Origin of the sequence: Curtobacterium poinsettiae, from assembly GCF_047226435.1 — a bacterium.
GTDB lineage: Bacteria > Actinomycetota > Actinomycetes > Actinomycetales > Microbacteriaceae > Curtobacterium > Curtobacterium poinsettiae.
This window is the reverse complement of the sequence record NZ_CP178434.1, coordinates 3,446,562-3,470,880: the sequence shown is the minus strand read 5'-3', so window position 1 is coordinate 3,470,880 and position 24,319 is coordinate 3,446,562. Positions and strand designations below refer to the sequence as shown.

General features: G+C 71.9%; 27 protein-coding genes. 19 read left to right on the top strand and 8 right to left on the bottom strand.

The genetic code is table 11. The features are described from left to right. Nucleotides 1–22: 22 nt before the first annotated feature. Nucleotides 23–466 (bottom strand): hypothetical protein, encoded by a 444-nt coding sequence (locus ACL00U_RS16435; RefSeq protein ID WP_017887893.1) that lies wholly within the window; start codon nt 464–466, stop codon nt 23–25. A gap of 90 nt (nt 467–556) precedes the next feature. Here ACL00U_RS16435 and ACL00U_RS16430 point away from each other — a divergent pair, with 90 nt between their 5' ends. The 8 genes from ACL00U_RS16430 to ACL00U_RS16395 all read left to right on the top strand — a co-directional run bounded on the left by ACL00U_RS16430 (nt 557) and on the right by ACL00U_RS16395 (nt 7,471). Then, nucleotides 557–1,207, top strand: coding sequence for a ScbR family autoregulator-binding transcription factor (locus tag ACL00U_RS16430; RefSeq protein WP_017887894.1), 651 nt, complete (start codon nt 557–559; stop codon nt 1,205–1,207). Between the two features lie 117 nt (nt 1,208–1,324). After that, the gene (locus tag ACL00U_RS16425) at nt 1,325–2,203 is read left to right on the top strand and encodes an aminoglycoside phosphotransferase family protein (RefSeq protein ID WP_214518537.1); all 879 of its coding nucleotides are present in this window, start codon (nt 1,325–1,327) and stop codon (nt 2,201–2,203) included. 58 nt (nt 2,204–2,261) lie between these two features. Continuing rightward, the gene (locus ACL00U_RS16420) at nt 2,262–2,864 is read left to right on the top strand and encodes a DUF6197 family protein (protein ID WP_017887896.1); all 603 of its coding nucleotides are present in this window, start codon (nt 2,262–2,264) and stop codon (nt 2,862–2,864) included. Further along, the gene (locus ACL00U_RS16415; RefSeq protein ID WP_017887897.1) at nt 2,861–3,565 is read left to right on the top strand and encodes a DinB family protein; all 705 of its coding nucleotides are present in this window, start codon (nt 2,861–2,863) and stop codon (nt 3,563–3,565) included. The genes ACL00U_RS16420 and ACL00U_RS16415 overlap by 4 nt, the downstream gene beginning before the upstream one ends. 208 nt (nt 3,566–3,773) lie before the next feature. Beyond that, a complete protein-coding gene (locus ACL00U_RS16410; RefSeq protein ID WP_412873630.1) occupies nt 3,774–4,421 on the top strand; it encodes an ABC transporter permease in 648 nt (215 codons plus the stop codon). Next, nucleotides 4,408–5,679 (top strand): ABC transporter ATP-binding protein, encoded by a 1,272-nt coding sequence (locus tag ACL00U_RS16405; RefSeq protein ID WP_017887899.1) that lies wholly within the window; start codon nt 4,408–4,410, stop codon nt 5,677–5,679. The genes ACL00U_RS16410 and ACL00U_RS16405 overlap by 14 nt, the downstream gene beginning before the upstream one ends. Next, complete coding sequence (locus tag ACL00U_RS16400; protein WP_017887900.1) at nt 5,676–6,440, top strand: ABC transporter permease; 765 nt, start codon at nt 5,676–5,678, stop codon at nt 6,438–6,440. Before ACL00U_RS16405 ends, ACL00U_RS16400 begins: the two co-directional genes overlap by 4 nt. Continuing rightward, nucleotides 6,437–7,471 (top strand): glycine betaine ABC transporter substrate-binding protein, encoded by a 1,035-nt coding sequence (locus tag ACL00U_RS16395; protein WP_017887901.1) that lies wholly within the window; start codon nt 6,437–6,439, stop codon nt 7,469–7,471. The genes ACL00U_RS16400 and ACL00U_RS16395 overlap by 4 nt, the downstream gene beginning before the upstream one ends. A gap of 81 nt (nt 7,472–7,552) precedes the next feature. Here ACL00U_RS16395 and ACL00U_RS16390 read toward each other — a convergent pair whose 3' ends face one another. Beyond that, nucleotides 7,553–8,182, bottom strand: a complete 630-nt coding sequence (locus ACL00U_RS16390) for a TetR/AcrR family transcriptional regulator (protein ID WP_412873629.1) — start codon at nt 8,180–8,182, stop codon at nt 7,553–7,555. Between the two features lie 80 nt (nt 8,183–8,262). Between ACL00U_RS16390 and ACL00U_RS16385 the strand changes: the two genes are divergently transcribed. From ACL00U_RS16385 to ACL00U_RS16360, 6 genes are read left to right on the top strand one after another with little or no spacing between them, the layout of a single operon-like run. Next, nucleotides 8,263–8,991 carry an ABC transporter ATP-binding protein gene (locus tag ACL00U_RS16385; protein ID WP_159556154.1) on the top strand — a complete coding sequence of 243 codons (729 nt, stop codon included), beginning with the start codon at nt 8,263–8,265 and terminating at the stop codon, nt 8,989–8,991. Beyond that, on the top strand, nt 8,988–10,265 hold the full coding sequence (locus ACL00U_RS16380) for an ABC transporter permease (RefSeq protein ID WP_159556153.1): 1,278 nt from the start codon (nt 8,988–8,990) through the stop codon (nt 10,263–10,265). Before ACL00U_RS16385 ends, ACL00U_RS16380 begins: the two co-directional genes overlap by 4 nt. A 27-nt stretch (nt 10,266–10,292) precedes the next feature. Next, complete coding sequence (locus tag ACL00U_RS16375; RefSeq protein ID WP_017887905.1) at nt 10,293–10,820, top strand: GNAT family N-acetyltransferase; 528 nt, start codon at nt 10,293–10,295, stop codon at nt 10,818–10,820. Between the two features lie 54 nt (nt 10,821–10,874). Continuing rightward, on the top strand, nt 10,875–11,543 hold the full coding sequence (locus tag ACL00U_RS16370) for a hypothetical protein (RefSeq protein ID WP_017887906.1): 669 nt from the start codon (nt 10,875–10,877) through the stop codon (nt 11,541–11,543). A gap of 39 nt (nt 11,544–11,582) precedes the next feature. Beyond that, on the top strand, nt 11,583–13,028 hold the full coding sequence (locus ACL00U_RS16365) for a phytoene desaturase family protein (RefSeq protein ID WP_194589953.1): 1,446 nt from the start codon (nt 11,583–11,585) through the stop codon (nt 13,026–13,028). Between the two features lie 5 nt (nt 13,029–13,033). After that, nucleotides 13,034–13,477, top strand: coding sequence for an SRPBCC family protein (locus ACL00U_RS16360; protein ID WP_071250042.1), 444 nt, complete (start codon nt 13,034–13,036; stop codon nt 13,475–13,477). 135 nt (nt 13,478–13,612) lie between these two features. Here ACL00U_RS16360 and ACL00U_RS16355 read toward each other — a convergent pair whose 3' ends face one another. After that, complete coding sequence (locus ACL00U_RS16355) at nt 13,613–14,431, bottom strand: shikimate 5-dehydrogenase (RefSeq protein WP_412873628.1); 819 nt, start codon at nt 14,429–14,431, stop codon at nt 13,613–13,615. A 103-nt stretch (nt 14,432–14,534) separates the two neighbouring features. Here ACL00U_RS16355 and ACL00U_RS16350 point away from each other — a divergent pair, with 103 nt between their 5' ends. The 3 genes from ACL00U_RS16350 (at nt 14,535) to ACL00U_RS16340 (ending at nt 17,190) form a co-directional block, all read left to right on the top strand. Then, nucleotides 14,535–15,461: an NADP-dependent oxidoreductase gene (locus ACL00U_RS16350; RefSeq protein ID WP_042537586.1), complete on the top strand. Its 927-nt coding sequence runs from the start codon at nt 14,535–14,537 to the stop codon at nt 15,459–15,461. Nucleotides 15,462–15,554: 93 nt separating this feature from the next. Then, nucleotides 15,555–15,749 (top strand): PspC domain-containing protein, encoded by a 195-nt coding sequence (locus ACL00U_RS16345; RefSeq protein ID WP_017887911.1) that lies wholly within the window; start codon nt 15,555–15,557, stop codon nt 15,747–15,749. A gap of 34 nt (nt 15,750–15,783) precedes the next feature. Next, complete coding sequence (locus ACL00U_RS16340; protein WP_412873627.1) at nt 15,784–17,190, top strand: L-serine ammonia-lyase; 1,407 nt, start codon at nt 15,784–15,786, stop codon at nt 17,188–17,190. A 39-nt stretch (nt 17,191–17,229) separates the two neighbouring features. On the opposite strand, the gene ACL00U_RS16335 is transcribed toward ACL00U_RS16340, so the two are convergent. The 5 genes from ACL00U_RS16335 to ACL00U_RS16315 are packed head-to-tail and all read right to left on the bottom strand — an operon-like array spanning nt 17,230 to nt 21,992. Then, nucleotides 17,230–18,066 carry a class II fructose-bisphosphate aldolase gene (locus tag ACL00U_RS16335; protein ID WP_017887913.1) on the bottom strand — a complete coding sequence of 279 codons (837 nt, stop codon included), beginning with the start codon at nt 18,064–18,066 and terminating at the stop codon, nt 17,230–17,232. After that, nucleotides 18,063–19,091 (bottom strand): 1-phosphofructokinase family hexose kinase, encoded by a 1,029-nt coding sequence (locus tag ACL00U_RS16330; RefSeq protein WP_412873626.1) that lies wholly within the window; start codon nt 19,089–19,091, stop codon nt 18,063–18,065. The genes ACL00U_RS16335 and ACL00U_RS16330 overlap by 4 nt, the downstream gene beginning before the upstream one ends. Next, nucleotides 19,088–20,206, bottom strand: a complete 1,119-nt coding sequence (gene nagA, locus ACL00U_RS16325) for an N-acetylglucosamine-6-phosphate deacetylase (RefSeq protein ID WP_412873625.1) — start codon at nt 20,204–20,206, stop codon at nt 19,088–19,090. Before nagA ends, ACL00U_RS16330 begins: the two co-directional genes overlap by 4 nt. After that, the gene (locus ACL00U_RS16320; protein WP_412873624.1) at nt 20,203–21,114 is read right to left on the bottom strand and encodes an ROK family protein; all 912 of its coding nucleotides are present in this window, start codon (nt 21,112–21,114) and stop codon (nt 20,203–20,205) included. Before ACL00U_RS16320 ends, nagA begins: the two co-directional genes overlap by 4 nt. Further along, the gene (locus ACL00U_RS16315) at nt 21,114–21,992 is read right to left on the bottom strand and encodes an SIS domain-containing protein (protein ID WP_214518547.1); all 879 of its coding nucleotides are present in this window, start codon (nt 21,990–21,992) and stop codon (nt 21,114–21,116) included. Before ACL00U_RS16315 ends, ACL00U_RS16320 begins: the two co-directional genes overlap by 1 nt. A 133-nt stretch (nt 21,993–22,125) precedes the next feature. Between ACL00U_RS16315 and ACL00U_RS16310 the strand changes: the two genes are divergently transcribed. Then, nucleotides 22,126–22,914 carry a DeoR/GlpR family DNA-binding transcription regulator gene (locus tag ACL00U_RS16310; protein ID WP_031260150.1) on the top strand — a complete coding sequence of 263 codons (789 nt, stop codon included), beginning with the start codon at nt 22,126–22,128 and terminating at the stop codon, nt 22,912–22,914. 147 nt (nt 22,915–23,061) lie between these two features. After that, nucleotides 23,062–24,303 carry a Gfo/Idh/MocA family protein gene (locus ACL00U_RS16305; protein WP_412873623.1) on the top strand — a complete coding sequence of 414 codons (1,242 nt, stop codon included), beginning with the start codon at nt 23,062–23,064 and terminating at the stop codon, nt 24,301–24,303. Nucleotides 24,304–24,319: the final 16 nt, after the last annotated feature.

Here is a 24,319-nt window from a genome sequence, read left to right as displayed (position 1 = left end):
GCCGAGCGTTGCCACGGGGCGGTCAGGAGCGGAAGCGGTCCTGCCGGGGGCGTGGCGTGCCGGTCAGCGAGACCACGAGCAGGGTGGCGAGCAGGCCGAACCCGGCGAGCTCGATGCCCAGGCCGGCGAGCTGCCAGTAAGCACTGCCGACGGTCTGCGGCTGCGTGATCGACTCCGGCCACCACGACGCGATGAGCGGGAACGAGCCCGGGAACGGGTCGAGGCCGAACACCACCAGGCCGCCGAGCAGCAGCACGACCCCGAGGGCGGCCATGGCCCCACGGGACCGACCGAGCATGTGCACCACCAGGGCCGCTGCCATGCCGGCGAGCCCGACGACGGCGATCAGGAACGCGAGCACCACGATGGTCTGCGGCGCGAGCGCGACCCAGTCGAGCACCGCGATCGGCAGCAGCAGCCACCGGCCCGTCCGTGCCCAGCGCGCAGGGTTCCGCCATCCGTCCATGGCGACCGACCGTAGGGCACGCGGCCGAACGCCTGCCGAATGCGGCCAGGGCTCCCCGGCGATCGCGTGCGCTGACTACGATCGGACCCCATGGCGCAGGACCGACCGACCCGGCAGCAGCGGTCGCTCGCGACCCGCACCGCGATCATCGAGGGCGCGGCCGCGGAGTTCGACGAACGCGGGTACGTCGGAGCCTCGATGGACGGCATCGCCGAACGCATCGGGATGACCAAGGGTGCGCTGTACTTCCACTTCACGTCGAAGGCCGACATGGCGGGGGCCGTCGTCGCCGAGCAGCACGCGATCTCGCGCCGGTACGGCGAGGCCGCGGTGGCGCGGGGCACCACTCCGCTCGAGTCGATCATGTGGCTGTGCCAGGGGCTCGCCGTGCAGATGACCACCGAGGTCGTCGTGAGCGCCGGGGTGCGCCTGTCGACCGACGTGGCGGCGAGCGACGTGGACCGGCGGGACCCGTACACCGACTGGGCCGCGGTGGTCGCCGGGTTCGCGCGGCAGGCCGTCGACGCGGGAGAGCTCGATCCGCGGTGGGACCCGGAGCTCGTCGGCCGGGTCGTCGTCCGTGCCTACACGGGCGTGCAGACCGTCTCGGACGTGATGACGCGGCGGGCCGACCTGTTCGCGGGCCTGCGGGAACTCTGGACGGTCCTGCTGGACGCGTTCGTCACCGAACGGCTGCGTCCGGAGATCCCGCGACTCGTCGCGCTCATCGCTCCGGAGTGACGCGGGTCCCCCCAGGGAAACACCCACGTCACCTCGCCTCTGAGACTACCGAGAAGCCGGTCGCGCCACCGGCCCCAGTTCGCGGGCATGTGTCCGGCGGCCCACTAGCCTGACGCGGTGCCCACACCCGCTGCCGAGGTCGACGTCGACGTCCCGCTCGTCCGCTCCCTGCTGCGTGACCAGCACCCCGACCTGGCCGGGCTGTCGCTCGAGGTCGTCGCGAACGGGTGGGACAACGTCGTCCTGCGTCTCGGTGACGACCTGGCCGTGCGGGTCCCCCGCCGGCAGCTGGCCGCACGCCTCGTCGAGCACGAACAGCGCTGGCTGCCGGACATCGCCGCCCGGGTCGGGTCGGTCGTCCCGGTGCCGGCTCCGGTGCGGACCGGCCGACCCGCCCTCGGGTACCCGTGGTCGTGGAGCATCGTGCCGTGGCTCCCCGGCACCCCGATCGGCGCACGCGCGGCCGGGGTACCCGTGGCCGAGGCGCTCGCCGCGTTCGTCGGGCTCCTGCACGTGGCGGCCCCGGCCGGTGCCCCGGCGAACCCGTTCCGTGCGGTGCCGCTCGCGTCGCGGAGCGACGCGGTGCTGGCGCGACTCGATGGACACGACGTGCACCGGGCCGGCGAGCTGGCCGCGCTCTGGCGGGCCGCAGCCGCGGCGCCGACGCACGCCGGGCCTCCTGTCTGGGTGCACGGCGACCTGCACCCCTTCAACCTGCTCGTCGACTCGTCATCCGCTGGCGTCGACCACCTGTCAGCCGTGATCGACTTCGGGGACGTCACCGCGGGCGATCCCGCCGTCGACCTCGCGACCGCCTGGTTGACGTTCGACCAGCCTGGGCGACGCGCGTTCCGTGCCCACGTCGCAGCCTCGGACGCCACCTGGCAGCGCGCCCGCGGGTGGGTGGTGGCGCTCGCGTCCGCCCTGGCGACCGCCGACGAACACGCCTTCCGGAGCGTCGCCCGACGGAGCATCGACGCGGTGCTGGACGACTGAGTCTCCCCGGGGCTATCGTGACCGCACCATCCGTGCACAGTCGATCGGAGGGGCCGCCATGACCCTCGAGCTCCGCGTCCAGCACGACGTCGCCACCGACGCCTCCCCCGCCCCCGTCCGACGCGGTCTCCGCGGCCTGGTCGACCGACTCGCGGACCGCCGCGCCACCGCACGCGCGCGACGGGTCGACGACCGGGTGCGCGAACTCGGCGAACTCGTCCACCTGCTCTCCGACGCCCGCGCCGTCGTCGAGCGCGGCTGGGTGCAGCACGCCTGGTTCGCCTACCTCGACGAGCACGGCCACGAGCGGAAGGCCTCCAGTGCCGCCGCGATGGACGTGCAGGGCCGACCGCTCGTCGGCGCGTGCCTGGTCGGTGCGGTCGTGTCCGCAGCCGGTGGGCCGCTCGCGGTGCACGCACCGCGGGTCCAGCACGCGCTCGACGTCGTCTGGCACGCCCTGGCCCGCGACGAGGGCGAGCCCGTGCTGTGGTGCCCCGCGCCGGACATCCGGATGGGGCGCGTGCGCGACCTGACGAGCTGGAACGACGCCCCGGCACGCTCCGGTGCCGAGGTCGCGGGGCTGCTGCTGACGGCCGAACGGGTCGCGGTGCAGGAATCGACACGCCTGCAGGAGCTCCGGGTGGCACGATCGGGGGCATGAGCGACGTCGAAGCGGTCCCCGAGGTGCACCCCGCGAGCACCAGCACGCTGGCGGCCAGCGGCAACGCGCTGCTGTCGGACGAGGGGTCTGCGCCGACCCCCGACCAGGCGGCTGCCGACGCCGCGGTGAAGCAGACGCTGCACCGGTACCTGCAGAAGCACCGAGCAGCACTGCTGGCCAAGCTCGACGGGCTGGCGGAGCGACAGGCACGCTGGCCGGTGACGCCGACGGGCACGAACGTCCTCGGGCTGGTGAAGCACGTCGCGGGCGTGCAGGCCGGCTACTTCGGCGAGGTGTTCGGGCGCCCGCTGCCGGACCCGCCCGCGTGGCTCGAGTCGGAGGACGGCGACGACATGTTCGCCCCGCTCGACGAGACGATGGCGGACGTCGTGGCCTTCCACCACCGGAGTGCCGCCCACGCCGACGCGACCATCGAGGCGCTCGACCTCACCGCGACCGGCACCGTGTCGTGGTGGCCTGAGGAGCACCGGCACGTCACGCTGCACCGGATCCTGGTGCACATGGCCTACGAGACCGCGCGGCACGCCGGGCACGCCGACATCGTGCGCGAGATGCTCGACGGCCTGGCCGGTGACGGCGACGGCAACCTGGCCGACAAGACGCCGGACGAATGGGTCCGGTGGCGCGAGCAGCTCGTCGACATCGCGGAGCGCGCCGGGTTGCGTGACCTGAGCGCATAGCCGGGCACCCAGCCCGATCGTTACCGTTCTCCCAGGCTTGCCCTGGTGTTCCCCCTCTGACCAGGGGTTGTCCTCATCGCAACTGCGAGGGAAACTGCCGCTTCGGCAGGGTTGCGTTGTACAACCGGTCCAGGTGCTGCGTAGCTTTGGCCGAGCTCGTGCCCCGATCTGTGGGCAGTTCAGCCGACCGGAAGGGGAGCGCCCACCCGTGTTCCAGTACGTCGTGGAGCGATGGAACCAGATCTGGTTCGCATCGTGGCAGCACTTCTCACTGGTCGTCCAGTGCGTCGTCCTCGCCACGGTCATCGCCGTGGTGCTCGCCACACTCGTCTACCGCAGCCCGCGCTTGACCGCGTTCGCGAACGGGATGTCGGCCATCGGCCTCACCCTGCCGTCGTTCGCCGTCATCGGCCTGCTCATCGTCCCGCTCGGCTTCGGCGTCCTGCCGTCGGTCGTCACGGTCGTCTTCTTCGCCGCACTGCCGATCCTGCGCAACGCGGTCGTCGGTCTCGCCGAGATCCCGCCCACCGTCGTCGAGTCGGCGCGCGGCGTCGGCATGAGCCGGTTCCGCACCCTGCTGCAGATCGAACTGCCGATGGCGTGGCCGATCATCCTGAGCGGCGTCCGCGTCTCCGCACAGATGGTGATGGGCATCGCCGCCATCGCCGCGTACGCGCTCGGCCCCGGACTCGGCGGCTTCATCTTCTCCGGGCTGTCCCGCCTCGGCGGCGCCAACGCCCTGTCCTCCGTCGTGGTCGGGGTGGTCGGCGTCGTCCTGCTCGCCCTCGTCCTCGACCTGCTCCTCATCGGCCTCGGCCGCCTGACCATCTCGAGAGGTATCCGTGTCCAGCACTGACTCCGCCACCACCACCGCGCCCGACGGGGACGTCACCGGGCGCAGCATCCTGCTCGACGAGGTCACCAAGCGGTACCCCGGGCAGTCGAAGCCCGCCGTCGACGGCATCACGCTCGAGATCCCGGCTGGCAAGATCGTCATGCTCGTCGGCCCGTCCGGCTGCGGCAAGACGACGACGCTGAAGATGATCAACCGCCTGATCGAGCCCACCCAGGGCCGGATCGTCGTCGGCGACGACGACGTCACGGGCATCGACGGCGACGAGCTCCGCCGCCGCATGGGCTACGTGATCCAGGCCGGCGGCCTCTTCCCGCACATGACCGTCGCGGCGAACATCGCGATCGTGCCGAAGATGCTCGGCTGGTCGAAGGAGAAGATCGCGGCGCGCGTCGACGAGCTGCTCGACCTGGTCTCGCTCGACCCCGACACCTACCGGGACCGGTTCCCCCGCGAACTCTCCGGCGGCCAGCAGCAGCGCGTCGGCGTGGCCCGTGCGCTCGCCGCGGACCCGCCCGTCCTGCTCATGGACGAGCCGTTCGGCGCGGTCGACCCGATCACCCGCCAGCGCCTGCAGGACGAGCTCCTGCGCATCCAGGAGGAACTGCACAAGACGATCGTCATCGTCACGCACGACTTCGACGAGGCCGTGAAGCTCGGCGACTGGATCGTCATCTTCACCGAGGGTGCGCACATCGTGCAGTACGACACCCCGGAGCGGATCCTGGCGGAGCCGGCGAACGAGTTCGTCGAGAACTTCATCGGCTCCGGCGCCGGTCTGAAGCAGCTCACGCTGAACCGCGTGCGCGACGTCGAGGTCGAGTCGGCCGTGACGTGCTCGCCCGGCGAAGAGGTCAAGGCCGTGCTGCAGCGGATGAACGAGGCCGGTGGGCACCAGCACGCCGTCGTCGTCGACCACCGCCAGCGGCCGATCGGGTGGCCGTCGCGCCGCCAGCTCGAGCGCCTCGACCGCATCCCCGACGGCGTCGAGCCCGGCCTGCCCGTCGTGGGCGAGGCCGCGACCCTCAACGACGCGCTCGACACCATGCTCGTCTCGAGCGCGGGTGCCGCACTGGTCACCGGTCGTCGCGACGCGTTCCGCGGGGTCATCACCGTCGAGACCGTGATGGAGGCGATCACCCGCTCCCGCGCGACCGCCGCCGGCGACCAGGCCTACACGCCGGTCGGCACGAACACGAACCCGATCGAGACCATGCCGTCGTCGCCGGTGTCGGCGATGCCCACCGGAGAAGACCTGTGAGCGCAGTCGCCGTCGCCGGTCCCGCCACCGGTGCGAGCACCTCGTGGAAGGGCCTGCTGTTCCAGCCGATCGCGATCCTGGTCGTCCTGGCCGGCTTCGCGGTGTGGCTCGCGACGGCGGACCTGACCCCGACCGAGCGCACGACGCTCAACCCGGCGGACATCCTCTCCCTGACCGGCCAGCACCTCGTCCTGACCCTGCAGTCGACGGTGCTCGTGCTCGTGATCGGCATCCCGCTGGGCGTCCTGCTCACCCGCGGCCCGCTGCGCCGGGCGAGCCCGTACGTGCTCGCCGTCGCGAACTTCGGGCAGGCTGCCCCGGCCGTCGGCCTCATCGTGCTGCTCGCCGCCTGGCTCGGCCTGAACACGCGGTCGGCCGTCATCGCGCTCGTCCTCTACGCGATCCTGCCGGTGCTCCGGAACACCATGATCGGCGTGCAGAGCGTCGACGCCCGACTGGTCGAGGCCGGTCGTGGCATGGGCATGAGCGCCTTCAGCGTGCTGATGCGCGTCGAGCTCCCGCTCGCGGTGCCGGTCATGCTCTCCGGCATCCGGACCGCGCTCGTGCTGCTCGTCGGCACGGCGAGCCTGGCCACCTTCGTGGGTGCGGGCGGACTCGGTCTGCTCATCACCACGGGCGTGACCCTGTTCCTGCCGAAGGTGCTCGTCTCGGGTGCCCTGCTGGTCGCCCTGCTCGCCCTCTCCATCGACTGGCTCGGCCGCGTGGTCGAGACGGTCGCACGACCGAAGGGACTCCGATGACCCGCAGCACCCGCAGCACCCGCCGCACCCGCCGCACCCGCACCCGGGTCGGAGCCGCCGCGTTCGTCGCCGGTGCCACCGCCCTCGTCCTGACCGGCTGCGGCCTGCAGCCCGCCACCTCGTTCGTGCCCGAGGCCGGTGCCGGTTCCATCCAGCGCATCGACGACCTGCCGGCCGGCGCCCACATCACCGTGACGTCGAAGAACTTCACCGAGCAGCTCGTGCTCGGCAAGATCGCCGTGCTCGCCGCCAAGGCCGCCGGGTTCGACGTCACCGACGAGACGAACGTGCCCGGCAGTGTCGCGGTCCGTGAGCTGATGACCTCGCACGCGGCCGACTTCACGTACGAGTACACGGGCACCGCTTGGCTGACCTTCATGGGCCACGCGAAGGGGATCCCGGACAAGACCGAGCAGTGGACGGCGGTGAAGAAGGAGGACGCCGGCAACGGGCTGACCTGGCTCAACCCGGCGCCGATGAACAACACCTACGCCTTCGCCGTCCGTGACGAAGCGGTCAAGGAGCTCGGGAACGTCAAGACGCTCTCCGACATCACGAAGCTGCCGGTCGACCAGCGCACGTTCTGCGTCGAGTCGGAGTTCAACTCGCGTGCCGACGGCTTCAAGCCGATGCTCAAGAAGTACGGCTTGGAGCTCGGTGGCTCGGGGTCGAACGGCGTGCCGAGCAGCAACGTCAGCATCCTCGACACCGGCACGGTCTACACGGCCACCGACCGCGGCAAGTGCAACTTCGGTGAGGTATTCACCACCGACGGCCGCATCAAGTCGCTCGGTCTGACGGTGCTCGAGGACGACAAGGGCTTCTTCCCGGCGTACAACGTCGCGCCCGTCATCGACTCGAAGACGCTCAAGGAGTACCCGCAGCTTGAGGGGATCTACGACCAGATCTCGCCGAAGCTCACCGACGCGGTGCTGCAGGAGCTGAACCGTCAGGTCGACGTCGAGGGGCGCGAGCCGGCCGACGTCGCCTTCGACTGGATGGTGAAGGAGGGCTTCATCACGAAGCCCTGACCGTTCTCGACGCATCCACGTCACGGACGGGAGGCACGGTGCCAGCTGGCACCGTGCCTCCCGTGCGTTCGTGGTCGCGTCTCAGGCCGCGGCGATGCGCGCCGCCGTGTCGCGGATCGCCGCGACCACTGCCGCCCGCACCTGTTCGGGGTCGGAGCCCTCGTGCCGAGCGGCACTGCGCAAGCCCGTCATGCACATGCCGAGGAGCATCTCGGCCGCCTGCGGGGTCGCGGCGTCCGGCCCCCAGGCCGGGTCGCGTTCGAGGATCGTGCGCACCGCGCCGGTCATCGCCTCGGCGACCGTGGTCATCCGCGCGACCTGCCGACGCATCAACTGCGGGAACCGCACGATGACGGCCTTGCGCTCGAGCCGCTCGTGCTCGTCGCCGAACGACGACCCGAACACCAGGAACGCCAGGTCGACGACCGCCTGCGCTGCCGGCTCCCCCGAGACGGATTCCAGGTGTGCCTGGAGGGTGGCGGGTTCGAGGTCGAGTTCGGTGTGCCCGAGGACCGCGTCCTCCTTGCTCTCGAAGTAGTTGAAGAACGTCCGCGGGGACACGTCGGCGCGGGCGGCGATCTGCTCGATCGTGGTGCCGTCGACGCCCTGCTCGAGCACCAGGGACCGAGCGGCCTCGGCGATGCGGTTGCGGGTCTCGATGCGCTTGCGGTCACGGAGACCGAGTTCTGACGGCGTCGCGGAGTCGGGCATGGCCCGACTGTAACCGGAACGTCACATGATCTACAGCAAACGCAAACTTGCAGTCGTGCACCGGACACTACGGTGAACCCATGACCACTCCCGTGCTCGAGGCCCGTGACCTCGCCAGGACCTACGGCCGCGGCGCGACGCGGTTCGACGCGCTCAAGGGGGTGTCGCTGGCGGTGCACCAGGGCGAGAGCCTGGCAATCGTCGGCAAGTCCGGCTCCGGCAAGTCGACGCTCATGCACCTGCTCGCGCTGCTCGACAAGCCGTCGGCCGGACAGGTGCTGCTCGACGGCACCGACGCCGCGACGCTCGGTGCCCGCCAGGTCAACCGCACCCGGAACAGCACGTTCGGCTTCGTGTTCCAGCAGTTCTTCCTGACACCGAAGACCTCGGTGCTCGACAACGTCGTGCTCCCGCTCAAGATCGCCGGCGTCTCCGGGGCCGAGCGGAAGCGACGGGGCATGGCGGCGCTCGACGCCCTCGGGCTGGCCGACAAGGCGAAGAACGACGCCAACGACCTGTCCGGCGGCCAGAAGCAGCGCGTGGTCATCGCCCGCGCGCTGGTCGGTGAGCCGAGCGTGATCTTCGCCGACGAGCCCACCGGCAACCTCGACACGAACACCGGACAGGTGGTCGAGGACATGCTGTTCGGGCTGCAGCGCGAGCGGGGGATCACGCTCGTCGTGGTCACGCACGACGACGAGCTCGCCGCGCGCTGCGACCGCAGCGTGAACGTCCGCGACGGCCTGATCGTCGGCGGACCCGACGACGCGGTCGACGCGTCCGCCACGCACGGAAGGCACTCCGCATGAACTTCCTCGACCTCCTGCGCACCGCGGTCTCGAACACCTTCCGCTCGAAGCTGCGCACGACCCTGACCGTCATCGCGATCTTCATCGGCGCCTTCACGATCACGCTCACCTCGGCCATCGGCACGGGCGTCAGCAACTACATCGACACCCAGGTCTCGTCGATCGGCGACACCGGTTCCCTGACCATCACGAAGGCGGTCGACACCAGTTCGACCGACAGCGGCCCGGCGAAGTACGACCCCGAGGCCTCTGGTCAGAGCGTCGACCGTGGCCCGGCGTCGTTCTCCTACCTGTCGCAGTCCGACGTCGACGCGATCGAGAAGACCGACGGCATCAAGAGCCTCCGCCCCGCGGTCGCTCTCGCGCCGAAGTACGCCGAGTACGGCGACCACGGCAAGTACGTCGTCTCGCTCACGGCCAACGCCGGCGAGCTCGACGCCGACCTGGCGAGCGGCAAGCAGCTCGACGACCAGACCGACGCCAACCAGGTGATGCTGCCGACCGACTACCTGAAGAACATGGGCCTCGGCAGCGCCTCCGCCGCCGTCGGCAAGGAACTCACGATCGCCGTCGACGACTACCAGGGCAAGGCGCACACGCTCACCGCCACGGTCGTGGGCGTGCAGAACGAGTCGCTGTTCGGCAGTGGGGCCGGGGCGAACGCCGCGCTGACCGACGCCATGCAGGCCGCGCAGGAGATCGGCAAGCCCGACTCGATCGCGACCTCCTACGCCAGCGCCACCGCGACGCTCGATCCCGACGCCTCCGTCACCACGGTCAAGAAGTCCCTGGCCGACGACGGGTTCCTCGGCCAGACCATCCAGGACCAGCTCGGTCAGTTCCAGACCGTCATCAGCGGCATCGTCGGGGTCCTGAACGCCTTCGCCGTGATCGCGCTCATCGCCGCCGGCTTCGGCATCATCAACACCCTGCTCATGAGCGTGCAGGAGCGCACCCGCGAGATCGGCCTGATGAAGGCGATGGGCATGGGCGGCGGCAAGGTCTACACGCTGTTCTCGCTCGAGGCGGTCTTCATCGGGTTCCTCGGCAGCGCCATCGGCGCCGGGGTCGCGATCGCGCTCGGCACCGGGATCTCGAACGTCCTGGCCGGCACGCTCCTCAAGGACCTGCCGGGGCTGCAGATCATGCAGTTCGCGCCCGGGTCCGTCGCCACGATCATCCTCGTCGTGATGTTCATCGCGTTCCTGGCGGGCACCCTGCCGGCACGACGAGCCGCACGGCAGAACCCGATCGAGGCGCTCCGGTACGAGTGACAGGCAGGGCTGCCTAGTGTCGGAGCGGTGACGACGTTCGGACGCGACCTCGGTGACGGCTCCACGCTGACGCTGCGCGACCTGACGACGGTCGACCAGGTGCTCGCACTCGTGCACGCCAACACCGATCGTCTGCGGGCCGCCGAGCCCTGGGCGTGGGACCCGCAGACACGCGAGGCCATCGCCCTGCACACCGAGCGGCTGCTCGGGCAGTACGCGATGGACCGCTCGCTGCCCTGCGTCATCCGCCACGACGACCGCGTGGTCGGGGTGGCCTCGCTGACGTTCGACCCGTACCTGGGGCAGGCATCGCTCGGCTACTGGGTGGACGCCGGACAGGAGGGCCGTGGTGTCGCCCGGCGGGCCGCCACCGTGCTGATCGGGGTCGCCCGGGCCCGCGGCGTGGCCCGGGTGGAGATCCGGACGGCGGTCGACAACGTGCGGAGCCGGCGGCTCGCCGAGCGGCTCGGCTTCACCCACGAGGGCACCCTGCGTGGCGCCTTGCCGCTCGGCCCCGAGCGGGTCGACGTCGCCGTCTACGGCCTGCTCCTCTGACGTCCGCCGCCCTCGTGCAGACGGACCGACACCGGTCGCCGGTATCGTCGGAGCATGGCCTTGTTCGGACGACGCAACCACGACGTGCGCGATCGACCCATCAGCCAGGTCGAACTGAAGCGTGCGGTCGACGAGGGCTTCCTCATCGCGAAGGCCGCCGTCACCATCGCGGTGGCCAACCGCATCATCACGAACGCCCTGCGTGACCAGGGGTACTTCGACCACGCACTCATCGCCGAGGCCACGCGCGAGGAACTCCACCGCATGGCCGAGGAACAACGGGGTGACGCCGCACGGATGCGCGACATCCGTTCCACCTCGAGCAAGCAGAAGGGCCGTTCCCGCCACCAGCACGACTACCGGCGCGGCGACGACCTGAAGCTCCGGATGCGCGAGGCCACGTACGAGCAGCTCGCCGCCATGCTCGACAAGCGACGCGACGACCAGCACTTCGTCGACGGGATCGTCCTCGCCGCGCGGGCCCGCGCCTGGGACGACATCGGCACCACCGTCGTCGGACGCCTCGGCTGGGCACAGCGCCCGGCGGACGACTACGAGATCGGCCGCGACGACCGGTTGCAGCAGATGCTCGACGAGGACTTCGCCGAGTTGCTCGCCGAGCACCCCGTCGGATCGACCCCGGTCGACGCCGACGAACCGGACGACGCCGACGGTGACCAGGACGAGTCCGACCCGGCCGACCCCGACACCTCGCGCACCTGACCGACACCACACGCAGTCACGAGTCCCTAGGCTCGGGGCATGGTGGATGCGGTGGTCGTCGGAGCGGGACCGAACGGGCTCGCGGCAGCGGTGACGCTCGCACGGGCCGGACTGTCGGTCGAGGTCGTCGAACGGAACGACACGATCGGCGGCGGCGCCCGCACGGCCGAGCTCACCCTGCCCGGCTTCCTGCACGACGTCTGCTCCGCCGTGCACCCGATGGCCCTGCAGTCCGAGTTCTTCCGGCGCTTCCGCATGGAGGAGCGCATCGAGCTCCGCCTGCCCGAGGTGCAGTACGGCCACCCGCTGGACCACGGTCGCGCCGGCATCGCGTACCAGGACCTCGACCGCACCGCCGCCGAGCTCGGGGTGGACGGACCGGCCTTCCGGCAGCTGATGGCGCCGCTGGCGGAGAACGCCGACCAGGTCGCGGACTTCGCGACCGACGCGCTGCTGCACGTGCCGCGGCACCCCCTGACCGTCCTGCGGTTCGGGCTGCGGGCGCTCGAGCAGGGCACCGCCGCGTGGAACCTGCGCTTCCGCGGCGAGGCTGCCCCGGCGATGGTGTCCGGCGTCGCGGCGCACTCGATCCAGCACCTGCCGTCCCTGTCCACCGCGGCGGCGGCACTGTCGCTCGGCTCGTACGCGCACGCCCGCGGCTGGCCGGTGCCGATCGGTGGCAGCCAGGCGATTGTCGACGCGCTCGCCGCCGACCTCGTCGCGCACGGCGGCCGCATCGTCACCGGACACGAGGTCCGGTCGCTCGGTGACCTCACCCCGGCGAAGGCGGTGCTGTTCGACACGAGCGTGCCGGGCATGCTCCGGATCGCGGGCAAGCAGATCCCGACCCCGAAGCGCGGTGCGCTGCGTCGCTTCCGGTTCGGCAACGCGGCGGCGAAGGTCGACTTCGCGCTGTCCGACCCGGTGCCGTGGACCAACGAGTCGCTGCGGAAGGCGGGGACCGTGCACATCGGCGGGACCCGGCAGGAGATCGCGGCCGCCGAACGTGCCGTCGCGAACGGGCAGCACGCCGAGCGTCCGTACGTGCTCGGCGCGGAGCCCACGGTGGTGGACCCGACCCGCGCCCCGAAGGGCAAGCACGTCTTCTGGGCCTACGCGCACGTCCCCGCGGGCTCGGACGTCGACCCGACCGAGGCCGTCACCCGTCAGATCGAGCGCTTCGCGCCGGGGTTCCGCGACACGATCCTGTCGTCGAGCTCCCGCACCGCCGTGCAGATGGGCGAGTACAACCCGAACTACGTCGGTGGCGACATCGCCGCCGGTGCCGCGAGCTTCTGGCAGCTCGTCAAGCGCCCCGTCCTGTCCAGCGACCCGTGGCGGATGGGCGGCGGCATGTACCTGTGCTCCGAGTCCGCGGCACCCGGCCCCGGCGTGCACGGCATGGCCGGCTGGCACGCGGCGAAGAGCGCGCTCCGGCACACCTTCGGACTGCCGGAGGACGTCGACCTCACCCCGGAAGGCTGAACACCATGGCGAAGAACGTCCGCATCCTGCACTGCCGTCCCGAAGCCGTCTTCGACGTGCTCGGCGACGGGTGGCTCTACACGACCTGGGTGGTCGGGGCGTCGCGTATGCGCAAGGAGGAATCCGGGTGGCCGCAGGTCGGCACGCGGCTGCACCACTCGTTCGGCGCCTGGCCGATCGTCATCGACGACGTCACGACGTCGCTGGTCTGGGAGCCGCCACACCGCATGGTCATCCAGCCCAAGGGCTGGCCCATCGGCGAGGCCCGCGTCGAGCTGACGGTCGAACCGCACCGGCACGGCAGCAAGGTCACGATCACCGAGAACGCGGTGGCCGGGCCGGGGTCGCACGTGCCGGACTTCCTCATGCAGCCGCTCATCTGGATCCGCAACCGCGAGACGCTCCGCCGCCTCGAGTGGGTGGCCGTCGGGCGCGCGGCGAACGCCTGAGACGTCCCCACGAACGGACGGGAGGCCCGTGGCGGCGCCGCCACGGGCCTCCCGTCACGGCCGTCGTGCCGCTGGCGCGTCACGCCGGAACCGGCGGGTGGGGCCCACCTCCCGTCCGCCCTGTGGGTGCGTCGACTACTCGGCGCGCGAGAACTCGCTGGCCCGCGCCACCTGGTCGTCGGTCAGGGCGACGCCCGTGTACCGCTCGAACTGACGGGCTGCCTGCAGGGCGATGACCTCGGCGCCGGTGATGACGTGCTTGCCGGCGTCGCGGCCCGCCCGCACGAGCGGGGTCTCCGACGGGAACGCGACGACGTCGAAGACGGTGTGGGCAGCCTCGATCCGCTCCGGCGCGAAGGCGAGTGCGGCCTGCTGGTCGCCGCGCATGCCGAGCGGGGTGACGTTGACGACCAGGTCGGTCTCCCCCGCCTCACGCTCGTCGGCGACCCACTCGTAGCCGTACTGCGTCGCCAGGGCCGGGCCGGTCTGCTCGTTGCGGGCGACGACCGTCAACCGGTCGAAGCCGGCGCCTCGGAACGCCGCCGTGACGGCCTTGGCCATGCCGCCGGAGCCGCGGAGCAGCACACGCGAAGCCGGGTCGACCCGGTGCGACCCGAGCAGTGCGGCGATCGCCTCGTAGTCGGTGTTCGACGCGGTGAGCACGCCGTCGTCGTTCACGACCGTGTTGACCGACTGGATCGCGGCGGCGGAGTCCTCGATGTGGTCGACGAGCGGGATGATCGCCTCCTTGAAGGGCATCGACACCGAGCAGCCGCGGATGCCGAGCGCGCGGATGCCGGCGACGGCGCCGGGCAGATCCGTCGTGGTGAAGGCCTTGTACAGGAACTCGAGACCGAGCTCGTCGTACAGGAAGTTGTGGAAACGGGTGCCGATGTTGCTCGGTCGCGCGGCCAGCGACATGCAGACCTGCATGTCCTTGTTCAGGATGGGCATGCTCTCAGTCTCGCACTGTCGCACGCCCGCACTCTCCTGCTCTTGCAGGGATGGAGCGGTCCACGCAGGCCGGGTGCGGCGCTCCGGGGTAGCGTCTGTCCCGATGACTGAGATCCCGGAGACCATGCGCGCTGTCCGCTTCGACGAGTGGGGTGACCGATCGGTCCTGCACGTCGCCGAGGTGCCCGTGCCCGACGTGACCGCCGGGCGGGTGCTCGTCCGCGTGCGTGCCGCCGGGATCAACCCCGGTGAGTCGGCGATCCGCCAGGGCGCGTTCGGCGGCGACTTGCCGTCCGGGCAGGGCACCGACTTCGCCGGCATCGTCGTCGCCGTCGGGGCCGAGGTCGACGGCGTCGACGAGGGCGAAGAGGTCATCGGCTGGTCGTGGGACCGCGCGAGCCAGGCCGAGTACGTCTCGGTGCCGGCCGTGCAGGTCGTCCAGAAGCCACGCCTGCTCGACTGGACGGTGGCGGGTGGCCTCGACGTCATCGCGACCACCGCGGCGGCGGCCGTCCGCGCGGTCGACCCGCGTGCCGGTGAGACCGTCGTGGTGTCCGGTGCCGCGGGCGGGGTCGGCGGCTTCGTCACCCAGCTGCTCGCGAACGAGGGCATCGACGTCATCGCCGTCGCGTCCGAGGCGAACCACGAGTGGCTCCGCTCCAAGCGCGCACGACCCGTCGCGTACGGCGACGGCCTGCAGGAGCGCATCACGGAACTCGCGACGAACGGCGTCGACGCCGTGATCGACACCCACGGTGCCGAGTACGTCCGGCTCGGCATCGCGCTCGGGGTGCCGGTCGACCGCATCGAGACGATCATCGCGTTCGACGAGGCAGCCGAGGTCGGGGCGAAGACCTCGGGCAGTGCGGACACGGCCGATCCGGAGATCCTCGGCGCGCTCGCACTCGAGGTCGCGAACGGCGCGATCGAGGTGCCCGTCGCCGCGACCTACCCGCTCGACCGCGTGCAGGACGCCTTCGAGGAGCTCGAGCACGGCCACACGCGCGGCAAGATCGTCCTCATCCCCTGACCCCTCGACCACGCGGGTCCGGGGGTTTCCCCCACCACGCTCGGGGTGCGTCCCGGATGCGCCGGACCGGCGGCGTTGCGTAGCGTCGTCGGTATGAGCACACTCTCCCGTCCCCGCAACGGTCGTCTGCTGGCCGGTGTCTGCGCCGGTCTCGCCGACCGCTTCACCCTGTCCCGCACCCTGGTCCGGGTGATCTGGGTCATCCTGAGCCTGTTCCCCGGGCCGCTGTGGATCGCCTACGTCGTGCTGTGGTTCGTGATGCCGCCCGAGGGTGGTCGGCGGCGCTGATAACCGGTCCGTCCGGACGGGTTAGTGTGGCGGCGTGCCGGTCTCCGTCTTCGATCTGTTCAGCGTCGGTGTCGGCCCCTCGAGCTCGCACACCGTCGGCCCGATGCGGGCCGGTGCCGAGTTCGCGAGCCTGGTGCGTGGCCTGCCCGTCGCCTCCGTGGTGGTCGACCTGTACGGGTCCCTCGCGTCGACCGGGCAGGGCCACGGGACGCTCGGCGCCGTCGTCGCGGGGCTCATGGGTTCGCACCCCGAGACCGTCGACCCGGATGCCATGGCCCGCGCACTCGAGGCGCTGGAGCGCGACGGCGTCCTGCGGCTCGACGGCGGAGCGAGCGTGCCGTTCCGCCTCGCCGACATCGTCCTGCACCCCCTGACGATGCTGCCCCGCCACCCGAACGCCATGCGGCTGCGAGCCCGTGACGCCGCGGGTGTCGACCTGGCCGACGAGACCTACTACTCGATCGGCGGCGGGTTCATCGCGCGGGACGACGAGGCCGAACCCGCCGTGGACGCACCGGCTGCCGTCGCCGGCGCCGCGATCCCCGTCGACGACGCCGTGCCGTACCCGTTCTCGAGCGGTGCCGAGCTGCTCGCCGCCTGCGCGGATTCGGGCCTGCCGATCAGCGGCGTCGCCCTGGCGAACGAAGCCGTCACCCGGACGGACACCGAGGTCCGCTCGGGGCTGCTCGAGATCCACGGCGTGATGGAGTCGTGCGTCGACCGATCCGTCCGCCGGGGCGGGTGCCTGCCCGGCGGGCTCGACGTCCGTCGTCGCGCGGCCACCTGGCACGAGCAGCTCACCCGCGAGGACCCCGACCACGACCCGCTCTTCGCGATGGAGTGGGTGAACCTCGTCGCCATGGCGGTCAACGAGGAGAACGCCACCGGTGGCCGCGTCGTCACCGCCCCGACGAACGGTGCCGCCGGCATCATCCCCGCGGTGCTGTACTACGCGCGCACCTACGTCCCCACGGTCGCCGACGCCTCCGCGGACGAACGGGACGACGCCGTCGTGCGGTTCCTGCTGACCGCCGGGGCGATCGGGTCGATCTACAAGGAACGGGCGTCGATCTCCGGCGCCGAGGTCGGCTGCCAGGGCGAGGTCGGTTCGGCAGCGTCGATGGCGGCTGCGGGGCTCGCCGAGGTCCTCGGGGGCACGCCGGAGCAGGTCGAGAACGCCGCCGAGATCGCGATGGAGCACAACCTCGGGCTGACCTGCGACCCGATCGGCGGGCTGGTGCAGATCCCGTGCATCGAGCGGAACGCGATCGCGGCGAACAAGGCGATCAACGCCGCCCGGATGGCCCTGCGTGGCGACGGGGTGCACCACGTGTCGCTCGACCAGGTCGTCGAGACGATGCGGCAGACCGGGGCGGACATGTCCTCGAAGTACAAGGAGACCGCGATGGGCGGGCTCGCGGTGAACGTCCCGCTCTGCTGAGCGTCGCGGTCGCGCGTGCTCGTCTGCTCCGCTCGCTCGTCAGGCGTGCAGGAGCGTCAGCAGCCGCGCCGTCTCGGTGGCGATGGCGTCCCGGCCCGCTGCGACGTACTTGCGCGGGTCGACGACGTCCGGCCGCTCGTCGAGCACGGTGCGGAGCGCACGGGTGAACAGGCCGTTCAGGTGCGTCGAGATGTTGATCTTCGTCATCCCCGCGTGCACGGCGCCGCGGAGTTCGTCGTCGGACAGGCCCGAGGAGCCGTGCAGCACGAGCGGCACCGGCACCGCGGCACGCAGGCGCTCGACCAGGTCGCGGTCCACCGACGCCTCGCGGGTCTGCATCGCGTGCGACGTCCCCACCGCGACCGCCAGGGCATCGACGCCGGTGTCGGCCACGAACGCGGCGGCGTCGGTCGGATCGGTGCGGACGCCGGGTGCGTGCACGCCGTCCTTGCCACCGACCTCGCCGAGCTCGGCCTCGATCGCGACCCCCGCGGCGTGACACCGAGCAGCGAGTTCCCGCGTTGCAGCCACGTTCGCGGCGAAGTCCAGGTGCGAGCCGTCGTACATGACCGAGTCGACGCCCAGGTCGACGCCGGCCGCCACCAGCTCGGGGTCCTCGATGTGGTCGAGGTGCACGAGGACCTCGACATCGGCCGCACGTGCGACGGCCTGGGTCGCGGTCGTGATCGGTGCGAGGCCGCCGTGGTACCGGACGCAGTTCTCGCTGATCTGCAGGATCACCGGCAGCCCCGCCAGCTCGGCACCGGAGACGATCGCCTCGGCGTGCTCGAGCAGCACCACGTTGAACGCGCCGACCCCGCGGCGTGCCGTGCGGGCGGTGTCGAGCAGGCCGGTGAGGGCGAGGTCGGTGATCATGCGGAGGTCCTCGTTCGGTCGTGTGCGGGAGCAGGAGCGGGCGGGGTGGACAGGAAGCGGTCGACGTCAGCCGGGTCGACCGCGCCGGCCACCGGCTGCAGGACGGCGGCAGCCCCGTGTGCGGCGGCGGACCGCAGCGCGCGGAGCAGGGTGGCGTCGTCGGGGGCGCTGACACTGCCCTCGGGCGTGGGCAGGCCGGCCGCGACGAGCGCACCGACGAGTCCGGCGGTGGCTGCGTCGCCCGCGCCGGTGGGGTTGCCCGAGACCCCGGGGACCGCAGGCACCTCGAGCACGTGGTCGGCGGTGTGGGCGGCGATGCCCTCGGAACCCCGGGAGACCACGACGACCGCGGCGCCGAGCCCGAGGAGCCGGAGCGCCCCCGACCGTTCGTCGTCGGCGCCGGCGGCCTCGAGCAGTTCCTCGCGGTTGGGCTTGCAGACCGTCGCCCCGGCCGAAGCGGCAGCCAGCAGCGCGGTGCCCGAGCAGTCGACCACGGAGAGCACACCGCGGCGGCGGGCGGCGGTGACCCAGCGGGCGACGACCGCGGGGTCGGTGTCGCGGGGCAGGGAGCCCGACACCACCAGGGCCGCTGCGGTCGGGGCATCGGCGGCGCCGCCGACACCGCCGACACCGGCGGCACCGCCGACGAGCAGTGTCTCGACCGCGGTGGTGACGGTGTCCCACTCGCCGGGGCTGAGCACGGGCCCGGGCTCCCCGAACATCGTCGGGTGCGCGGTGTCGTCCACCACCGTCACGGTCGTGCGGGTCTCGCCACGGACAGCGACGTCGGTGTGGACGAGCCCGAGGCCGTCGAGGGCGTCGGCGATCCAGTGCCCGCCGTCGCCGCCGAGGGGCAGCACGGCATGGGTCGGGACACCGGTGGCGGCGAGGACCCGGCCGACGTTCAGCCCCTTGCCGCCGGGGCGTCGCTCGACCCCGAGCACGCGCTGGGTCTCGCCGATGCGCTGTTCGGCGACCCGGTAGGTCACGTCGACGGCGGGGTTCGGGGTGACGACGAGGATCACGAGACCACCGCCGTCGGCAGGGCTCGGACGCTGCCGTGCTCCGGGTCGAGCACGAGCAGATCGGCGGGGGCGCCCACGCTGAGGGGCGCCGGTGCCCCGAGCAGGCGTGCCGCACGCGCCGCGGAAGCAGCGACGACCTCGGGCAGGTCGGTCCCCGCGTCGAGCAGGCGGCGGACGGCGTCGGCGACCGTGATCGTGCTGCCCGCCAGCGACGAACCGTCAGCGAGCACGGCGAGCCCGTCGCGGACGGTCACGGCCGATCCGGCCACCGTGTACGCCCCGTCGGGGCAACCGGTCGCGGCCATGGCGTCGGAGACCAGGACCATCCGGCCCGGTGCGCTGCGCTGGACGACGTCGACGGTGACCGGGTCGAGGTGGTGGCCGTCGACGATGCACTCGAGCAGCACCCGGTCGTCGGTGAGCGCGACCCCGACCGGCCCGGGTGCGCGGTGGTGCAGCGGTGCCATCCCGTTGAACAGGTGGGTGACGAGCGAGGCGCCGGCGTCGACCGCGCGGCGGGTCTGCTCGGCGGTGGCGTCGGTGTGGCCGATGGCGACGACGACCCCGGCTCCGACGAAGCGGGCAACGGCGTCGAGGGCACCGGGCAGCTCCGGCGCGAGCGTGACGATCCGCAGTGCGCCACCCGCGGCGTCGCAGTAGGCGTCGACCTCGGCGGGGTCCGGGGCGTGCAGCAGGTCGACGCGGTGCGCCCCGCGACGGGCGGGCGCGAGCCACGGCCCCTCCAGGTGGAGTCCGGCGAGCGTGCCGTCCGCGACGAGCGGTCGGAGCCGGGTGAGGGCTGCCACGGTGTCCGCGCGCTCACCCGTGGCGATGGACCCGACCAGGGTGGTCGTGCCCCGTGACCGGTGGTGCCCAGCGGCGGCACGGGCGTCCTCGGCGGAGCACCCGGCGAAGTCGTGCCCGAGTGCGCCGTGGGCGTGCAGGTCGACGAACCCGGGCACGATCGCACCGTCGACGGTGACGGCGGTGTCCGTGCGCATCGGGGACCCGGTGCCGGTCGCCAGCACAGTGTCGTCATCGCCGATGACGAGCCAGCCGTCGTGCAGGTCCGACTGGGCCGTGACGATGCGACGGGCCCGGACGAGGGTGGTCACAGCAGGACCCCGGTCTCGGTCTCGAGCAGCTCGCGTGCGAGGATCCCCGCACCGATGGCGCCGGCTGCGTCGCCGTGCCGGGCGGGGACGATGACGGGGACACGGACGCCCCGCAGACGCTCCGTGACGGCAGCGCGCAGCGGGTCGAGCAGCAGCGGTCCGGACTCGGCGAGTCCCCCGCCGACGATGATCGTGTGGTTCCCGGCGACCGCGGTGGTCCAGGCGAGCGCATCGGCCAGGACCGCGACGCAGTCGTCCCAGACCGCACGGGCGGCTGCGTCGCCCTGGCGGACCAGGAGCATGGCGGCGTGTGCGGACGGCGCACCGGCACGACGTGCGACTCCCCCGGCGGACGCGATCTCCTCGACGCGGTGACCCGCGTGCGGGCCGGTCTGGATCCGGACCTGCCCGATCTCCCCGGCCCAGCCACCACCGGACACGACGACACCGTCGACCACCAGGGCGCTCGCGAGCCCGGTACCGACCGGCACGAACGAGACCGACCCCCGACACAGTGCCGGGTCGCCGGCCCGGACCTCGGCCAGGGCACCGGCGCGGACGTCGTGGCCGAAGGCGAGCGGGACGTCGATCGCCTGTCGCAGGAGCTCGGCGCGGACGAGGTCACGCACCGGGACGTCACGCCATCCCAGGTTGACGGACAGGTCGACGGTGCCGCGGGTCTCGTCGACGACGCCGGGGGTCACCAGCCCGATCGCTCCGAGCGGCGCCCGTCGCATGGCCTGGGCAGCCAGTCCGGCGACGGCCAGGGCGAGGCGCTCGGCGTCCGGGTCGTCACGCGGCGTCGGTACCCGGGTCTCGTCGAGGACGAGTCCGTCGGCGGTCGTCAGACGGGTCTTGATGCCCGTGCCGCCGACGTCGACCCCGAGCACCGCGCCTGCGCCACCCATCAGGTGAGGATGACCGACCGGGTGAGCGACCGGGGGTTGTCCGGGTCGAGCCCGCGTCCCTCGGCCAGGGCGACGGCGAACCGGTGCACGACGACGAGTCCGGCGAGCGGGTCGAGGTCGTGCTGGACGAACCGGGCACCGGTGGCGGCGACCTCGGCGGCCAGGCCCTCGGGTGCCGCGCCGAGCGACCAGACGAGTCGGCCGGGCTGCGCGATCGCGATGGGGCCGTGCCGGTAGTCCATCGCCGGATAGGACTCGGCCCAGAACTGCGCGGCCTCGCGCGTCTTGAGCGCGGCTTCGAACGTCAGACCCACGGCGGGCCCACGACCGACGAACGAGACCTGCTCGGCGTCGAGCAGGTCGTCGATCGGCACCGTCAGTGCGGTCTCGGCCTGGGCTGCGAGCGCGTCGACGTCGTCGCCGATGGACGCTCGCAGCAGTGCGAGCGTCGTGGTGGCGAAGCGGGTCTGGACGACCGAGCGCTCGTCGGCGAAGGGCAGTGCGACCACCTGGTCGGCGACGGCCGCGGCGGGGCTGTCGGCGACGGCGGTGACCAGCACGGTCCGCTGGGACGGCAAGGCCTGCAGCAGGTCGACGATCTCGGTCGTCGTGCCCGAGCGGCTGATCATGAGCACGCGGTCGTACTCGCGTGACGCGGGGTACTCGGACCCGGCGAAGGCGTCGGTCACGCCGAGGCCCGCCTGCTCACGGGCGACGGCGTAGCTCATGGCGATGAACCAGCTCGTCCCGCAGCCGATCACGGCCACGCGTTCGCCCGGCTGGGGGAGCGCGTGGGCGAAGGTCGGCAGGAGCGCGGCGGCTGCACGCCAGGTCTCCGGCTGCGAGGCCAGTTCAGCGCTCACGAAGGTGTCGGTCATGGGAGCCTTCCGGGTCCGGATCGATCCGGGTGATCGATGATCAGGAAGCGTAGCGAGCGATCGTGCGCAAGGGAAGGGCAAAACGTCATTTCCGATCACCGAGGGACGGCGGCGACGCCGTAGGATGACCGTCATGACCCCCCAACAGCGGCTGAACGCCCTGCTCGAACTGGTGAGCGAACGCGGCAACGTGTCGATCGCCGAGATCGGGGAGCTGCTGGGGATCTCCGCCGCGACTGCCCGCCGCGACCTCGCGATGCTGGCCGACCAGCGACTCGTCACCCGCACGCACGGGGGAGCAGCCGCACTCGGTGCCGGCTACGAGCTGCCGCTGCAGTACAAGATCGCCCGGCAGGCCGAGGCCAAGACCGCGATCGCCCGTGCCGCCGCCCGGCTCGTGCAGCCCGGCGAGACCGTCGGGCTCAACGGCGGGACGACCACGACCGAGGTCGCGCGCGAACTCGGCAAGAGCGAACGGTTCATCCGCGCTGACGGCGAGTTCGGCATCACGATCGTGACGAACGCCCTGAACGTCGGGTACGAGCTGTCCGTCCGTGCCAACGTGAAGATCGTGGTCACCGGCGGCGTGGCCCGACGCCAGTCCTACGAGCTGGTCGGGCCGCTCGTCCGGGACACCCTCGACGAGTTCGCCCTCGACCTGGTGGTGCTCGGCGTCGACGGACTCACCGGGCAGTACGGCGCGACGACCATGCACGAGGGCGAGGCCGAGGTCAGCAGGCACTTCGCCTCGGTCGGTCGACGGGTCGTCGTAGTCGCCGACTCCACCAAGATCGAACGCTCCACCTTCGCCCGGATCTGCCCACTCGACCGCATCGACGTCCTGGTCACCGACCAGCCCGTGCCGGCCTCGTTCGCCGCCGACCTGGCCAGCGCCGGCGTGGAGCTCGTCGTCGCCGACTGAGCCCTCCGTGCGTCCGGCCCCGGGTGGGCCGGACGTTTCGATCGTGTAAAACCCTTCCCTGCGCGGATGCGTGAGCGATCCGTGAGCGCCTATTGTGCATTCATGAGCGATTCGGCATCATGGACGTCACATTCACGCAAGGGAGCGATGAGCATGGGCGTCGACAACGCAGGACTCCGCGTCGCGGTGATCGGGATGGGCCAGCGGTCCGCCATCGCGCGCCACGTGGCCGAGGCCACCGCCGCCGACGCGTCGCTGCAGGCCCGGGTCATGGCCGTCGCGGACGTCACGGCGGCGGGCCGCCAGCGCGGACTCGACGAGTACCCGGATGCCCTGGTGGTCGAACACCACCTGGACCTCACCGGTCACGTCGACGCCGCCATCGTCACCACGCCGGACTGGACCCACGCCGAGATCGCGATCGACCTGCTCCGCGCGGGCATCGCCGTCTACCTCGAGAAGCCGCTCGCCATCACGGTCGAGGACGCCGACGCGGTCCTGAACACCGCGGCCCGGACCGGCACCCCGCTGTACGTCGGACACAACTTCCGGCACGCCGCCGTCGTCCGCCTGATGCGCGAGATCATCGGCCGTGGCGAGATCGGCCAGGTCAAGGCCGTCTGGTGCCGGCACTTCGTCGGCAACGGCGGTGACTACTACTTCAAGGACTGGCACGCCGACCGCAGCAAGGTGAACTCGCTCCTGCTGCAGAAGGCGAGCCACGACCTCGACGTCATCCACGCGCTCGGCGGGGGTGACACCGCCCGGGTCGTCGGGATGGGCTCGCTGTCGGTCTACGGCGACGTCACCGACCGCCGCGACCGCAGCGGTGAACTGATGGGGGACTGGTTCTCCCACGGCAACTGGCCGCCGCTCGCCCAGACCGGGCTGAACCCCGTCGTCGACGTCGAGGACGTCTCGATGGTGATGATGACGCTCGACAACGGCGTGCAGGCCAGCTACGAGCAGTGCCACTTCACGCCGGACTACTGGCGGAACTACACCGTCATCGGCACCGAGGGGCGCCTCGAGAACATCGGTGACACCGGTGGTGGCGTCGTGAAGGTCTGGACGCACCGCCGGGGCTGGGACACCGCGGGGGACCGCGAGTACCCGATCGACGGCGTCGAGGACGGCCACGCCGATGCCGACCTGCTCACCATGACCGAGTTCCTGCGGTCCGTCGCCCTCGGCGAACCGTCGGAGCTGTCCCCGATCGCGGCCCGTGCCGCGGTCGCCGCGGGCGCGCTGGCCACGCGCTCGCTCCGCAACGGGTCCGTCCCCATCGACGTCCCGCCCCTGCCGGCCGAGACCATCGCGCACTTCACGTCGAACGCCCTGCACTCCACCCCCTCCACCCCGCATCCCGCCCAGACCGTCGGCTCCTGACGGCCGTGCGAAAGGA

Coding starts and splice junctions, on each gene's coding strand:
- ACL00U_RS16435 (WP_017887893.1), bottom strand. CDS start 466: ATGGACGGATGGCGGAACCCTGCGCGCTGGGCACGGACGGGCCGGTGG.
- ACL00U_RS16430 (WP_017887894.1), top strand. CDS start 557: ATGGCGCAGGACCGACCGACCCGGCAGCAGCGGTCGCTCGCGACCCGC.
- ACL00U_RS16420 (WP_017887896.1), top strand. CDS start 2,262: ATGACCCTCGAGCTCCGCGTCCAGCACGACGTCGCCACCGACGCCTCC.
- ACL00U_RS16415 (WP_017887897.1), top strand. CDS start 2,861: ATGAGCGACGTCGAAGCGGTCCCCGAGGTGCACCCCGCGAGCACCAGC.
- ACL00U_RS16395 (WP_017887901.1), top strand. CDS start 6,437: ATGACCCGCAGCACCCGCAGCACCCGCCGCACCCGCCGCACCCGCACC.
- ACL00U_RS16390 (WP_412873629.1), bottom strand. CDS start 8,182: ATGCCCGACTCCGCGACGCCGTCAGAACTCGGTCTCCGTGACCGCAAG.
- ACL00U_RS16385 (WP_159556154.1), top strand. CDS start 8,263: ATGACCACTCCCGTGCTCGAGGCCCGTGACCTCGCCAGGACCTACGGC.
- ACL00U_RS16380 (WP_159556153.1), top strand. CDS start 8,988: ATGAACTTCCTCGACCTCCTGCGCACCGCGGTCTCGAACACCTTCCGC.
- ACL00U_RS16370 (WP_017887906.1), top strand. CDS start 10,875: ATGGCCTTGTTCGGACGACGCAACCACGACGTGCGCGATCGACCCATC.
- ACL00U_RS16365 (WP_194589953.1), top strand. CDS start 11,583: ATGGTGGATGCGGTGGTCGTCGGAGCGGGACCGAACGGGCTCGCGGCA.
- ACL00U_RS16360 (WP_071250042.1), top strand. CDS start 13,034: ATGGCGAAGAACGTCCGCATCCTGCACTGCCGTCCCGAAGCCGTCTTC.
- ACL00U_RS16355 (WP_412873628.1), bottom strand. CDS start 14,431: ATGCCCATCCTGAACAAGGACATGCAGGTCTGCATGTCGCTGGCCGCG.
- ACL00U_RS16350 (WP_042537586.1), top strand. CDS start 14,535: ATGACTGAGATCCCGGAGACCATGCGCGCTGTCCGCTTCGACGAGTGG.
- ACL00U_RS16345 (WP_017887911.1), top strand. CDS start 15,555: ATGAGCACACTCTCCCGTCCCCGCAACGGTCGTCTGCTGGCCGGTGTC.
- ACL00U_RS16335 (WP_017887913.1), bottom strand. CDS start 18,066: ATGATCACCGACCTCGCCCTCACCGGCCTGCTCGACACCGCCCGCACG.
- ACL00U_RS16320 (WP_412873624.1), bottom strand. CDS start 21,114: ATGGGTGGCGCAGGCGCGGTGCTCGGGGTCGACGTCGGCGGCACGGGC.
- ACL00U_RS16315 (WP_214518547.1), bottom strand. CDS start 21,992: ATGACCGACACCTTCGTGAGCGCTGAACTGGCCTCGCAGCCGGAGACC.
- ACL00U_RS16310 (WP_031260150.1), top strand. CDS start 22,126: ATGACCCCCCAACAGCGGCTGAACGCCCTGCTCGAACTGGTGAGCGAA.
- ACL00U_RS16305 (WP_412873623.1), top strand. CDS start 23,062: ATGAGCATGGGCGTCGACAACGCAGGACTCCGCGTCGCGGTGATCGGG.